The 13,278-nt window shown below is 39.3% G+C and carries 13 protein-coding genes and 1 riboswitch; of the genes, 7 read left to right on the top strand and 6 right to left on the bottom strand.

Annotated elements, in window-relative coordinates:
* The first annotated feature begins 1 nt into the window (after position 1).
* Together rimK and H5157_RS11345 are read left to right on the top strand one after the other, a co-directional pair.
* Positions 2 to 907 carry a 30S ribosomal protein S6--L-glutamate ligase gene (gene rimK, locus H5157_RS11350; RefSeq protein ID WP_002961977.1) on the top strand — a complete coding sequence of 302 codons (906 nt, stop codon included), beginning with the start codon at positions 2 to 4 and terminating at the stop codon, positions 905 to 907.
* Positions 894 to 1,952 carry a succinylglutamate desuccinylase/aspartoacylase family protein gene (locus H5157_RS11345; RefSeq protein ID WP_002961978.1) on the top strand — a complete coding sequence of 353 codons (1,059 nt, stop codon included), beginning with the start codon at positions 894 to 896 and terminating at the stop codon, positions 1,950 to 1,952. Before rimK ends, H5157_RS11345 begins: the two co-directional genes overlap by 14 nt.
* Before the next feature lie 104 nt (positions 1,953 to 2,056).
* Here H5157_RS11345 and H5157_RS11340 read toward each other — a convergent pair whose 3' ends face one another.
* From H5157_RS11340 to recQ, 4 genes are all read right to left on the bottom strand, one after another.
* On the bottom strand, positions 2,057 to 2,629 hold the full coding sequence (locus H5157_RS11340; RefSeq protein ID WP_138489650.1) for a mechanosensitive ion channel domain-containing protein: 573 nt from the start codon (positions 2,627 to 2,629) through the stop codon (positions 2,057 to 2,059).
* Positions 2,630 to 2,693: 64 nt separating this feature from the next.
* Positions 2,694 to 4,403: a BamA/TamA family outer membrane protein gene (locus H5157_RS11335; RefSeq protein ID WP_182724703.1), complete on the bottom strand. Its 1,710-nt coding sequence runs from the start codon at positions 4,401 to 4,403 to the stop codon at positions 2,694 to 2,696.
* 169 nt (positions 4,404 to 4,572) lie between these two features.
* Positions 4,573 to 4,857: a DUF3630 family protein gene (locus H5157_RS11330; RefSeq protein ID WP_002961372.1), complete on the bottom strand. Its 285-nt coding sequence runs from the start codon at positions 4,855 to 4,857 to the stop codon at positions 4,573 to 4,575.
* 7 nt (positions 4,858 to 4,864) lie between these two features.
* The gene (gene recQ, locus H5157_RS11325) at positions 4,865 to 6,688 is read right to left on the bottom strand and encodes a DNA helicase RecQ (protein ID WP_024605058.1); all 1,824 of its coding nucleotides are present in this window, start codon (positions 6,686 to 6,688) and stop codon (positions 4,865 to 4,867) included.
* A gap of 133 nt (positions 6,689 to 6,821) precedes the next feature.
* On the opposite strand from recQ, the gene H5157_RS11320 reads away from it, so the two are divergent.
* Both H5157_RS11320 and rarD read left to right on the top strand, forming a co-directional pair.
* Entirely contained in the window at positions 6,822 to 7,277 is a 456-nt protein-coding gene (locus tag H5157_RS11320; RefSeq protein ID WP_024596241.1) for a thioesterase family protein, read from the top strand.
* 51 nt (positions 7,278 to 7,328) lie between these two features.
* A complete protein-coding gene (gene rarD / locus H5157_RS11315) occupies positions 7,329 to 8,246 on the top strand; it encodes an EamA family transporter RarD (protein WP_039488332.1) in 918 nt (305 codons plus the stop codon).
* A gap of 16 nt (positions 8,247 to 8,262) precedes the next feature.
* Here rarD and H5157_RS11310 read toward each other — a convergent pair whose 3' ends face one another.
* Positions 8,263 to 9,498 (bottom strand): response regulator, encoded by a 1,236-nt coding sequence (locus H5157_RS11310; RefSeq protein WP_182724702.1) that lies wholly within the window; start codon positions 9,496 to 9,498, stop codon positions 8,263 to 8,265.
* Positions 9,499 to 9,584: 86 nt separating this feature from the next.
* A complete protein-coding gene (locus H5157_RS11305) occupies positions 9,585 to 9,959 on the bottom strand; it encodes a DUF413 domain-containing protein (RefSeq protein ID WP_024596244.1) in 375 nt (124 codons plus the stop codon).
* A gap of 91 nt (positions 9,960 to 10,050) precedes the next feature.
* Between H5157_RS11305 and H5157_RS11300 the strand changes: the two genes are divergently transcribed.
* From H5157_RS11300 to H5157_RS11290, 3 genes are all read left to right on the top strand, one after another.
* Positions 10,051 to 10,923 carry a LysR family transcriptional regulator gene (locus tag H5157_RS11300; RefSeq protein ID WP_024596245.1) on the top strand — a complete coding sequence of 291 codons (873 nt, stop codon included), beginning with the start codon at positions 10,051 to 10,053 and terminating at the stop codon, positions 10,921 to 10,923.
* 167 nt (positions 10,924 to 11,090) lie between these two features.
* Complete coding sequence (locus H5157_RS11295; RefSeq protein WP_002961381.1) at positions 11,091 to 12,023, top strand: porin; 933 nt, start codon at positions 11,091 to 11,093, stop codon at positions 12,021 to 12,023.
* A 61-nt stretch (positions 12,024 to 12,084) separates the two neighbouring features.
* Positions 12,085 to 12,219, top strand: a riboswitch (cobalamin riboswitch).
* Positions 12,220 to 12,464: 245 nt separating this feature from the next.
* Positions 12,465 to 13,277 (top strand): ABC transporter ATP-binding protein, encoded by an 813-nt coding sequence (locus tag H5157_RS11290; RefSeq protein ID WP_182724701.1) that lies wholly within the window; start codon positions 12,465 to 12,467, stop codon positions 13,275 to 13,277.
* The last annotated feature ends 1 nt before the right edge of the window (position 13,278 follow it).

Genomic DNA, 13,278 nt, shown 5'->3' with positions numbered 1-13,278 from the left:
TATGAAAATCGGTATTTTATCTCGTAACAGAAAGCTATATTCAACACGTCGCTTAATTGAGGCAGCAGAAGCACGCGGCCACGAAGTTAAAGTGATTGATGCATTGCGTTGTTATATGAATATCAACTCTGAGCAACCAGAAATTCACTATCGCGGTGAAAACTTAAAAGAATTTGACGCAATTGTCCCGCGTATTGGTGCATCGGTTACATTTTATGGCTGTTCGGTACTTCGTCAGTTTGAAATGATGGGTGTTTATCCTGTAAACGAATCAGTCGCTATTTCTCGTTCGCGCGATAAATTACGTTCACTTCAGTTACTTTCGCGCAAAGGCGTTGGTATGCCAGTAACAGGTTTTGCCAGCAAACCCGATGACGTAAAAGACTTACTAGAAATGGTAGGCGGTGCACCTGTTGTAATTAAATTACTTGAAGGCACACAAGGCATTGGTGTTGTACTTGCTGAAACACGCAAAGCAGCTGAAAGTGTTATTGAAGCGTTTATGGGCTTAAAAGCCAATATTATGGTTCAAGAATATATTAAAGAAGCGGGTGGTGCAGACATACGTTGTTTTGTACTAGGCGACAAAGTAATCGCAGCAATGAAGCGCCAAGCACAAGAAGGTGAGTTCCGCTCTAACCTTCACCGTGGTGGTAGCGCTACATTAGTTCGCATTACTCCAGAGGAACGTAAAACGGCAGTAGCAGCGGCTAAATCAATGGGCTTAAATGTAGCGGGAGTTGATTTACTTCGCTCATCTCGTGGGCCACTTGTGATGGAAGTTAACTCATCACCGGGTTTAGAGGGCATTGAAATAGCAACAGGTAAAGATATTGCAGGTATGGTGATTGATTTCATCGAAAAAAATGCCTCAAGTAAAGGAACAGCAACACGTGGCAAAGGTTAAAATTAACCGTCCTTTTTCCTTATTAGGAGAAAATGTAGGCGTAGGCGAGCGTAAAACGCTTGCCTTAGAAGCAGCTAAGCTTTACACCCATTCACCACTTAATATTCCTATTGAAGTGGTTAATGGTGTAATGGAAGGCCCTGTGCTTATGGTGTGTGCGGCTATTCATGGTGATGAGCTAAATGGTGTAGAAGTTGTGCGTCAGTTACTTGCTAAAATAGATCCAAGCCAACTGCGCGGAACAATAATCGCTGTGCCTATTGTGAATGTGTTTGGCTTTATTCACAAATCGCGTTATTTACCAGATAGACGCGATATGAATCGCAGTTTCCCAGGTTCTGAACGTGGTTCATTAGCTGGGCGTATGGCTTATATGTTTTTTAATCAAGTGGCAGTACATTGTACTCACATTATTGATTTGCATACTGGCGCTATTCATCGTACTAATTTACCGCAAATTCGCGCTAATTTAGAAGATGAAGCAACCGCTGAAATGGCTAAAGCATTTGGTACGCCGGCGGTTATAAATGCATCCCTTCGTAATGGTTCATTACGCAGTGAAGCCGCAAATTTAGGTATACCTGTTATTACTTATGAAGCAGGCGAAGCGCTACGCTTTGACCCTATCGCTATTGCGGCAGGTGTGCAGGGCGTTGATTATGTTATGCGCCATTTAAAAATGATCCGTGGCAAGCGCCCTAAAAAGTTACCAGATCCTATTATTGCAGGTTCGACTAGTTGGATACGTGCAGAGGTTGATGGCATTGTGCGTGCACAAGTATCACTAGGGGAGCATGTAACTAAAGGGCAAGTGCTTGCATATATAAGTAGCCCTCTAGGGGATTCTGAGCTTGAGCTTTTAGCGCCTAAAGGCGGTATTGTTATTGGTCAGCAAACGATGCCATTGGTAAATGAAGGTGATGCGGTATTCCACCTTGCTTACTTTGCAAACGACAATAGTTTAGTAGAGCAGCAACTAGAGAACTTTATTGATGAGATAAATGATTTAGATGACGAGCTTAAAACAGCTGAACTAAATAACTAATAGCTAAACTAAATTCTGTTTAGCTAAGCATTAAAAAGCCGCAGTAGGTAATTACTTACTGCGGCTTTTTTGTGGACATTGCTTTATCAACGATGCTTTTTAAACTATGTTTTTTTAGGACCAATAATACGCTTTATAACAGGGGTTTTAGTTGGCTTTGGTTCTTTATTTAAAACCATGACAGGACGGGTCACAAATAAATTGTTAGGGTAAATTACACGGTGCCCATCAATATGTTCAAGTACTACATTCATTAAGCCCATTTCAACAATGCGCCCTTCAACATGATTCGCACCATCAATAATTCTTACCCAATAACCAACGCGGCAATCGTTTTGAATAAACATCAGTAAAAATGCGGTGAGGTTACTCAATAATGACCAAGCGGCAAAAAGCGCTACCCCTAACATGGCAAATAAAGAAGAGCCTAAAACCAATAAACCACGCAGCTCTATACCCCAAAATACTAAAACCAAACACAGTACTACAAAGGCAAGTATAATTTTTAGTAAAAGCTCTGCACGGTATTTTCGGTGCAAATCTACTTTGCCTTTAATCGCTTTTTCGAGTAGTTTTTTGGTTATTTTTAATAGAAGAGGGAAAACCAAAATAGCGATTATAGTTACAACTAACTTATATTGTGATGCAAACAATTCTAAAACTTCTATTATTTCCACATTAGGTCCTGAACTTTCATAACAATTTAATGCAATTGGTATTAGTTTAACGTGTTTGTATTATTTAAAAAGTGTTTTTAACGCTTACTAGCCACTGGACTGAGTCTACATCGTCGTAGCTATCAACAGGGGCGGCAATATCAATGTGGATCATGGTTCCTGAGTTTGCGCGACTCGGTGCCAAACGCAGACCAACGCCTACATTTTTCAATACATGTGCATTTTCACCGTTATCTTCATTGTTAAACCATGCTCTGCCTACATCTACAAAAGCTGCGCCACCCACTTTAAATAGTTGTAGTAAATCGTACTCCCAGTAATAGCGCTTTTCTAAATTAACTAAAAAGCTGCGATCGCCATGTTGATAATCCATCGGGTAACCACGCAGGCCTGTTTCGCCACCTAAAGTAAGCTGTTGATCAGCAGTCAGGTTTTTGGCGTATTGCACGCGGGCTTTAACATACCAAGATTGGTCTTCACTGGTATTTAAATAATATTGTACTTGGCTGGTGGCCATAAAGTTTTCGAGTTTTTTCTGTTCTTTATTCCAATAGCCATCAATATCAGCACTAAAACGCCATAAAGTATTATCGTTAGTAAAGTGGGCTTTTTTGAAGTTAAAAGAATACACCGCGCGGCTGTCGTCATTACTTAAGGACTCATCTGAATAGCCAATTAAGCTTTTAATATTCCAACCTAAATTTAAATCCTCAGTGCGAGATATACTGTCGAAGTTGCGTACTTTTATGTAGTTATCTTCAAACCAATGGCCGCTTATAAAGGGATAACTTAAGCTTCTGTCATCGGCAAGTGGTGCAAATGTGGTGTCTATAGCTTCAAAGGTATGCTGCTCGTCGGTATAGCCTAACGTTAGTCGCTGGGTCCAATTATTATTAAGCGCTTTAGAGTGTCCTATAAATACACGGTTTAAGTCGGTAGTTTGATCAAATTCGCTAAACTCTTCGCCGCGTTTATATAATGACTCTTCGCGTTGCTCAGAATAGCTTAAAATACCGTAACTAAAGGGGGTGTCAATTGCGTAAAATGGATAGGTTAGCTCAAGCAAATGGCGCTTGCCGTCGCTGTTATCGGCGTACTCTAAACGGCCTCGGTAGCGAGTAGATAAAATATTAGGATCGTCGTAAACAAATAAGTAACCGCTGCGATCGCTGTCAGTGGTACGCGAAAAAGAAAGGCGCTTACCCCACCCAAGCAGGTTAGATTCTCTAAAACCTATACTCGATTTGTTTTCTCCACCGCTCCGACTAAAGTTCACTTCAGGTAAAAGTGTCCATAAATCACGGGTAACCACTTCTACATTAACGTCGCCGTCGCAGTTTTCGGTAGCACTAATTTGTGCATCATATAAGTAGCTTTCTTTGCGAAGTAAACGCTCTGATTCTGCGAGCTTTTTAGCGTCGTACTTGTCACCTGGGGAGAATAATAAAAGGTTATTAATGACATCGGGCTCTGTTTGAATGTGAGCGCGATTAGCAAAACGGAATAGGGCAATATTTTCCTCTTCAAGCTCAGTATTAAATACATTAAGTTGCTTGAGCTTTATTGAGGCTATTTTAGCGTTACTATTACTGTGCGTGAGGGTTGTTTTGTCTTGAACTTCTCGGCGTAGGTTTTTATTTGTGCTTAAATCTGTCTGTTCTACAAGGCAGTTATCAGTTTTCATTGAAGATTGTTGTGCGAACGTATTAGGCACATAAAAGCTTAAAACCGTTAAACTAATACAACATTGTGCTATCCATTTCTTGCTCACCATTAAACCTCTTACTGCTACGTAGCAAATGACTATCGTAATATCAGCTTACATCATTGTTATTATAATGTAAGTAAAAGGTATGGATTTTGAAATTAATTAATTGTTACCCATATTCACTTTTGTTAATAGCCAGCTGGTTTGCAGCGACCTATGCGCTAAGCATTAAAAGCTAGCTTAAATAAAATGCTAAAGCGGCGAGTAAGTGTTCAGCTTCATGACCTTCGGCATTAATCCAGATGCTTTGGCTGTAATGCTCATAGTTTAAATTAAAGGTTTGATGATTATAGGTAAAGCGAACTTGATGGCGATCGGCGCCTGCAGAATATTCGTTGAGTGTTACTTCGTCTGAGTGTAAAAATAATGTACTCCACAGCTCAAAGTCTTCATCGTTTGGTAGCTCAATGGGATTAATCAAAATACATTTGTGTGTATGGTCATATTCTATTTGGGTCATAATGCTCTTAATTAGTAGCTAGGTAATGTCGAATTGCCGTTAAAAATTCGCCGCCGTACTTATTTAACTTAGTAAAACCAACACCTGAGACCTTTAAAAATTCACTGTCGTTTGTTGGCATAAGCTGCGCCATTTCGGCTAACGTTTTATCATTAAATACTACATAAGGTGGCACATCGTCGGCATCAGCAAGTTCTTTACGAAGTGCGCGCAGGCGAGCAAACAGTTTTTTGTCGTAATTAAATTGCGCTAACTTATCTTGATAAACGTGTTTGGCTTGCAGGCGTGGCTCGGCTAATTGCAGTGCGTATTCACCTTTTAAAATTACACGCGCGGCTTCGGTTAATCTAAGTGACGCACCTTGTGTTATATCTTGGCTAAGTAAGCCTTGATGAATAAGTTGGCGTAAAATACTGAGCCAAAACTCACTGCTTTTATCTTTACCTATGCCGTAGGTACTTAACTCATGATGATTATTATCGCGGATGCGGCTCGTGTTTGCACCGCGAAGTAATTCAACAATATAACCAAGTCCAAAACGTTGTCCCGCTCTGTACACACACGAAAGTGCTTGCTGAGCGACTAACGTACCATCAAAACTTTTTGGCGGATTTAAGCAAATATCGCAGTTGCCACAAGGTTCGCGTTGATATTCACTAAAGTAGTTAAGTAATATTTGACGACGACATGTTTGCGCTTCGGCAAAGCTTGCCATTGCGTTAAAGCGTTGTTCTTCTACGCGGCGGCGTTGTTCGTCGTCTATGTCTTCAAAAAAGCGCCTTACGCGACCTATATCAGCTGGGTCAAAATACATTATAGCTTCTGCGGCAAGTCCATCTCGCCCAGCTCGACCAGTTTCTTGATAGTACGACTCTATACTTTTTGGAATATCGTAATGCAGTACAAAACGCACATTAGGCTTGTTTATGCCCATACCAAAAGCAACGGTTGCGACCACTATTTGTATATCGTCACGGGCAAACCCGGTTTGTACAAATTGTCGTTGCTCGTTACTCATACCAGCATGATAAGCGGCAGCGTTTAGTCCTGCATCTGCAAGCTTTTCAGCAATGTCGTCTACGCGTTTACGGCTGGTGCAATAAATAATACCGCTTTGGCTTTTTTGCTCCTTTAGGTAGCGAAGCAATTGCACCATAGGTTTAAATTTTTCTTCTATGGTGTAACGAATATTGGGGCGATCAAAGCTGCCTGTATGAATATAAGGCTGTTGTAGTTTTAATTGCTCAACTATATCAAACCGTGTGGCTTTATCGGCGGTGGCGGTTAATGCCATCATTGGGACATGTGCAAAACGTTGCTTTAATTCGTTTAAGCGAAAGTAATGAGGTCTAAAGTCATGACCCCAATGCGACACACAGTGCGCTTCGTCAATAGCAAATAAACTCACATTTAAATGCGATAAACGCTCTAAAAATTCGTGTTGTAATACTTTTTCAGGCGCCACATATAAGAGCTTAATTTGCCCCTGATGAAGCTGTTGATACACCAATTGCTGTTCTTCTCGTGCTAAGCTGTTATTAACGTAAGCGGCTTTTACCCCAAGAGCTTGCAGTTGCGTTACCTGATCTTGCATTAGCGATATAAGCGGAGATATAACAATGGTTACGCCTTCGAGTACTAAAGCAGGGATTTGGTAGCACACCGATTTTCCGCCGCCAGTAGGAAGCAATACAAGCGAGTCTTGACCGTTAATAGCGGCATCAATAACTGCTTTTTGACCGTCGCGAAATTCACTGTAGCCAAACACTTGTTTGAGGACAGTTTCGGGTTTACGCACAAGGGTGCTAGAAGGTGGAGTTGATGTATTCATTGGCGGGTATTTTAGTGGTTTTTTAGTGAGATGTCTTTAGCTGAGTTACTTGATAAATTATTTAAGTGGAGTCTCGTAGTTTTACACTATGTATGTTTTACTCATCTTACCTGTTTTGACATAGAGAATAATAATGAATAAAGAAATGTTAATTGAACAAGTGGGCGCGTTATTTGTAAATGGCATGCCGTTTAACCAGTTTTTACAAATATCGGTTGAGTCGTTGAGCCCTGAACAGGCCAAAATTACGTTCCCGTGGCAGGATGTACTAATTGGTAACCCTGCGCAAAAAATACTCCATGGTGGTGTTATTTCAGCCGTACTTGATAATGTAGGCGGTATGCTCGCTGCAGCAAGTGTAATTGATAAACTCACCGATTTAGATATTACAAGCGTGCAAACAAAATTAGCCACGCTTGGGACTATCGACTTACGTACTGATTATTTGCGCCCTGGTAAAGGGGAGAGCTTTACTGCCAGCGCAACACTTATTCGTTCAGGTAATAAAGTATGTGTATGCAGAATGGAATTACATAACGAACAGTCTGTTCAAATTGCTTTTGGAACCGGCACGTATTTAGTTGGATAAAACGCGTATGGCAAGTAAACTAGCGGCCTTTTAAATCACTAAGTGTGTATTATGTCGATTGATACTGAGCAGCGTAAAGGTGCTATTTTTGCTTGTCTTGCTTTTTTAATGTGGGGCCTTGCGCCAATATACTTTAAGTTGATTCAGCATGTTTCTGCTTTTGAAATTTTAATGCATCGGGTTATTTGGTCGGTTGTGTTTTTAGTATTGGTAGTAAGTGTTTTACGGTATTGGGGTAAAATTAAACGCATTATCGTTCAACCTAAGCTTTTGCTTATGCTTGTTATCACCTCTGCACTGCTTGGGTTTAATTGGGGTTTATTTATATGGGCTATAAATAATAACCACATGCTTGATGCAAGCTTGGGCTATTACATAAATCCTCTTTTAAATGTATTACTGGGTATGCTTTTTTTAGGCGAACGCCTGCGTAAGTTCCAAGGCGTAGCAGTAGCCCTTGCCTTTAGCGGTGTAGTGCTGCAGCTAATTAGTTTTGGCTCGTTTCCGGTAGTTGCCTTTTCACTGGCTATATCATTTGCACTTTATGGTTTATTACGTAAAAAGTTACCGGTTGAAGCCTTGCCTGGCATTTTACTCGAAGCACTTATATTACTGCCTGTCGCACTTATTTATTGGTGGTTAATGGTGCCTACAGCAACATCAAGCCTGCCAGCTAATGATTGGCATACTAATGTACTACTGATTAGTGCAGGTATTGTAACTACATTACCACTGCTGTGTTTTACCGGTGCAGCTAAGCGTTTGCAATATACTACACTTGGCTTTTTTCAATACATTGGGCCAAGCTTAATGTTTATACTAGCTGTGGTGTTTTATGGTGAAGTGTTTGATGCAGAGCGGGTAGTAACATTTGCATGTATTTGGAGTGCACTGGCTATTTTTAGTTGGGACTCTTACCATCAATCACGCAAACGTAAAAAAGCGGCTATTACAGCCGCAGAAGTATAATTAACTAATAAAATGGTTAACTAACTACTTTATTACGACCAGATTCTTTAGCGTCGTAAAGCTTTAAGTCGGCCTGTTTTAAAAGTTCATCAATTTGATAAACAGGCCCGTTTGAGAAGCCAATAGAGATAGTAAATTTAATTTTAGCTTTACTAAATTCTTGGCTATTCATTTCTATAAAATACCTAAAACCTTCAAGCCTTTTTAGTGCTTCTTGTTTATCAGTGTCGGCAAAGTACACTGCGAATTCTTCACCACCTAAACGCGCTACTAAATACTTTTTAAAGTATTTACTGAAGCAAATAGAGAGCCCTTTTAATACTTCGTCGCCAACATCGTGTCCGTATGTATCGTTAATTGATTTAAAGTGATCAATATCAAGCATAGCTAAAGCACCGTCACCTTTAGTATGTTTTATTTGCTTTAATGATTTTTCAGCTTCTTCAAAAAAGTAACGACGATTTGGTAAATTAGTTAAATAATCCGTGTTGGCTTGTCGCCTTATGGTAGCTATAAGGTCTAACATATCGACGTTTTGACTAAGCCTGCAGTAAAACTCTTCGCTATTAAAAGGTTTGTGCAAATAATCGTTTGCGCCATTTTTTAAAAATAAACTAGAAAGCCCTACAGAGTCAGAACCCGAAATACCAATAATAGCTTTTTCATCATTGCTATATAAGCGACGAATCTCGCTACATAGTTCATCGCCATTCATATTGGGCATTTCATTATCAGTAATAATAACTGAAATATCAGGTGAAGCTTCAAGCAGGTTTAACGCTTCTTGTCCGTCTTGTGCTTCAATAATTTGATACTTATGGCGCACTAATAAACTACAAATGTATCGTCGGGTCGATTTAGAGTCGTCAACAACGAGTACTTTTACATTTTCGTTGCGAGGCAGGCGCTGTAACTGTTTTTCGAGGTACTGATAAGCTTGTTTATTTTCTTTAATGATGTAATCGATGATTGGGTATTTTTCTACAGTGTCGCGAGTTTTTTTATCAATATTGCCCGTCATTACAATAGTTGGAATGTCTGCATTAATAGTACAAGGTATTGCCTCACCTAATGGGGCATCAGGTAATATGAAGTCAACTACAGCGCAAAAATAGCTATTTTTACTTATAAGCTCTTTTGTTTGCGCTAATGACTCAGCTATATCAACTTCATAACCAGCCTTAAGCGCGATGTGCTTTTGCACTCGCGCCATGGCAGGTGTATCTTCAACTATTAGTATTTTTCGCGTCACGGAACAACCCTATATATATTTTGCAAAAATATTTGCTTATACAAGTTGTAACTGTTAAAACGCAAAAAAGCAAATAACTTAAATACTTACAGATTATCCGCTTCTGAATAATACTCTTGGCTAATCGGCGCTGGGCTCGACATTTTTGAACGGCCAAATAAAGTATGAAACTTAGTTTTGCAGGTCGTTAGTTTTAAGTATTTTACCCAAGCTCGTTCGATTGGGTTGGTAGGTTCTTGTGAGCCAGTTACGACTGCTACAAACTGTTCTTGGTGTTCGTTTTGCGGCTCAATTGTTTTACTGTATAAGCCTTTTAAAACAACTCCGTGTTGTTCAAGTATGCTGGCTTCTAATAAGGTGAAGTTTCCGCTGCGGCTAAAGCCTCGTGGAAAGTTTTGATCATCATAAAATTGACGTTGGCTAACAAATGCTTGGCGTAGTAATGAAATGTTATTGCTCATAGCTTTATCCTCATACCTTAGTAATTAGCTGGAGTATGATGCAAGTTTGGCAATTTATTAAACAAATTATTTTTATCGTGAGGATAAAAAATTGGATATCGATTTATTAAAAACATTTGTTGAGGTAGTGCGTACGCGTCACTTTGGTAAAGCGGCCGAAAACCTTTATATTACGCAGTCTGCAGTGAGCTTTAGAATTCGCCAATTAGAGCAAGGACTTGGTGTTAATTTGTTTATTCGCCAGCGTAATAACATTCAACTTACAGCACCTGGCGAGCGTTTATTACCCCATGCACAAATGATTATTACGGGCATGCAACGCGCCAAAGTGGATGTTGCGCTTGCCGATAATATGCATAAGCAAATTAGCTTAGCAGGAACGCCCAATATTTGGGATGCTTTTTTACAGTTTGGTATAACAAATATTGTATCAGCGATGCCGGGCGTGTCATTAGTCGCAGAAGTTAAAGCACAACAAGAAAGCACTCGGCTGTTATTAGAACGCACGCTTGATTTGGCAATATTGTTTGATCCACCAAAAGTAGACGAGCTAGTGGTAGAGCGAATCTGTGAGTTGCCAATCATTCCCGTAAGCGGATACGACACTGCAACGAACGAAAACTTTTTTGATAATCAGTATGTATATGTTGATTGGGGAACTACTTTCTCACTTTGGCATGCGCGTCAGTTTACCGGTAAAACACCGCCTTATTTTAGAACCAGCACAGGACGTATTGCACTTGATTTAATACTGCAATGTGGCGGCAGTGCATTTATACCTCAAGTATTGGTAGAAGGGCATTTAGAAAAAGGTGAACTGTTTCATGTTAAAGATGTAGAAAATACCTCGCGAGACGTGTTTATAGCGTATCACAGAGACAACGAGCAAAAAGAGTTAATAGAAACCTTAGTTAATTTACTATCGCAAATGACCCCAAGCTTGTCATTAAAGAAAAGTAAGTAAGTTCGGCCGTTTATTAGGCTTTCATGTTATTTTGATTTCAAATTTAATGCATTTTTATTAATAAAAAAAGACATTAATATTTCCATTGTAATATTACTGTCATTTAGCGGTGACAAAATGCAGCAGTTTTAAAAAATTAGTCTTTTGTGATTATCCAAGGAAATAACATGAAATTTGTAAAATCGAGCTTATGCTTAGCACTATTAAGTGGTTTATCTTTTAATGCACTTGCCGATGTAGACATTTACGGTAAAGCGAATGTAACAGTGCAATCATCTGATGACGGCGAAGGATCTTTTACTGAGATAAAAAGTAATGCATCTCGTCTTGGTGTTAAAGGTTCTGAAAAAATAAATGATAGTTTAGAAGCGGTATATAAGTTTGAGTTTCAAGTTGATGTGTCTGATGCTGATTCAAAAGGCGATAACGACGACAATATTTCTGCGCGTAACCAATACGTTGGTTTAAAAGGTGCGTTTGGCCAAGTGGTTATTGGTCGTAACGATACTGCGCTTAAACAATCTCAAGGTAAGTTAGACTTGTTTAACGACCTTGAAGGCGATATTAAAAATGTATTTAAAGGTGAAAACCGTTTAGGGAATACTGTTAGTTATTCATCAAACTCATACGAAGGTTTTAAAGTACTTGCTACTTTTGTAGCTGAAGATGATGTAGACGCTGATAACGGTTACTCAATGGCGGTTACTTACGGTGACGTGGCACTTAAAAAGAGCGCAGTATATGCCTCTATCGCAGCCGATAGTGAAGTAAATGGCTACGATGTAGTACGCGCGTCAATCCAAGGTAAAGTTGAAAACTTTAAGTTAGGTGCAATGTACCAAACACAAGAAAAAGTTGACGGCAGCGCAGAAGCGGATGGTTATCTATTAAATGCAGCTTACAGCATGGGTAACAACACATTTAAAGTACAATACCAAGACATGGACTTTGACGACAGCGACGATAAGTCAGCAATATCAGTTGGTCTTGATCACAAATTAAATAAAAACATTAAAGTATTTGGCTTTTACTCAAGCTTCGACATGGACAACAACGTTGACCAAGACTACGTAGGCTTAGGTATGGAATACAAGTTTTAACTATTCGCTAAATTAGTTAAAACACTCCCTTTTTAACCGCGCTCTTTTGAGTGCGGTTTTTTTTGCTTTAAATTATTTACTTAGCCGCCCATAATAGAGCTTCATTTGGAATGAGGTGCGAGTCCTCGACTGTTCCCGCAACTGTAATTAGCGCAAAGCTTTAAGTCAGATACAAATGGTATAATACCAATTTTATTAAAAACATGATCTTTCTAGCGAATTAAATAACTTACTAACTTCGTTAAAAATTATTCATATAGAACAAGTATATGTCATAATTTCCGCTTTGTTATTAAGCTATTTCTTTGTCGCTATAATAAATCACTAATTTAGTGCAATTGGTATAAATTCTTTTAACGAGCGGGTTTACTCATTTTTTCTTGTAGTGCATTAGTATTTTTATCGCATTTTAGTGAGTTTAATCCCGTCTAGGACTGACTATTGCACACTCAAACGCCATTAAATATACCATTACTAAACGTTAAAAACGTATCGTGGGGTATTGGCAATAAAACGATCCTCAAAAAAATAAACCTTAAAATAACCACAGGTAAATTTGTTGGTTTAATTGGACCTAATGGCGCAGGTAAATCGAGCTTATTGCGTTGTTTATATCGTTTTAATAAACCCAGTGATGGCGTTGTAGAGTTTAACAACACCGATATTTGGCAGCTAAAAAGCGATGAGTACGCAAAAAAAGTAGCGGTTGTTTTACAAGAAACCCCGTCGCAATTTAACTTAAGCGTATTTGATGTTATTGCACTTGGGCTAACGCCTCATAAATCGCTATTTAGCTCAGTAACTAACATTGATAAACAAAAAATTACCCAAGCTATCAACACTGTAGGGTTGGCAGATCATAGCGATCAAAGCTTTGAGTCACTTTCGGGTGGTGAAAAGCAACGTGCCTTGATAGCCCGCGCCATAGTTCAGCAACCTCAGTTGTTAATAATGGACGAACCAACTAGCCATTTAGATGTTAAATACCAAATACAGGTAATGGAGCTTGCTAAATCGTTGGGTGTAACGGTGTTTGCATCGTTTCACGATTTAAACTTAGCTTCTGCAATGTGCGATGAACTAGTGGTTATTAAAAATGGTGAAATTACACATACAGGCACGCCAAGTGAGGTATTAACCGAAAACATGCTAGGCGACGTTTTTGGTGTCTGCGCTCAAGTAAATAACCACCCGCAAATATCGGAGTCGGGAAATAGCATCCCTCATATCACTTACTTTTATGGTTACGAATAAT

Source organism: Pseudoalteromonas sp. SG43-3 (assembly GCF_014164385.1).
In the GTDB taxonomy this organism is placed as follows: Bacteria; Pseudomonadota; Gammaproteobacteria; order Enterobacterales; family Alteromonadaceae; genus Pseudoalteromonas; species Pseudoalteromonas distincta.
Note: the sequence above shows the minus strand (reverse complement) of the source record. Positions and strands in the feature narration are given on the sequence as shown.

Coding starts and splice junctions, on each gene's coding strand:
- rimK (WP_002961977.1), top strand. CDS start 2: ATGAAAATCGGTATTTTATCTCGTAACAGAAAGCTATATTCAACACGT.
- H5157_RS11335 (WP_182724703.1), bottom strand. CDS start 4,403: ATGGTGAGCAAGAAATGGATAGCACAATGTTGTATTAGTTTAACGGTT.
- H5157_RS11330 (WP_002961372.1), bottom strand. CDS start 4,857: ATGACCCAAATAGAATATGACCATACACACAAATGTATTTTGATTAAT.
- recQ (WP_024605058.1), bottom strand. CDS start 6,688: ATGAATACATCAACTCCACCTTCTAGCACCCTTGTGCGTAAACCCGAA.
- H5157_RS11320 (WP_024596241.1), top strand. CDS start 6,822: ATGAATAAAGAAATGTTAATTGAACAAGTGGGCGCGTTATTTGTAAAT.
- rarD (WP_039488332.1), top strand. CDS start 7,329: ATGTCGATTGATACTGAGCAGCGTAAAGGTGCTATTTTTGCTTGTCTT.
- H5157_RS11305 (WP_024596244.1), bottom strand. CDS start 9,959: ATGAGCAATAACATTTCATTACTACGCCAAGCATTTGTTAGCCAACGT.
- H5157_RS11295 (WP_002961381.1), top strand. CDS start 11,091: ATGAAATTTGTAAAATCGAGCTTATGCTTAGCACTATTAAGTGGTTTA.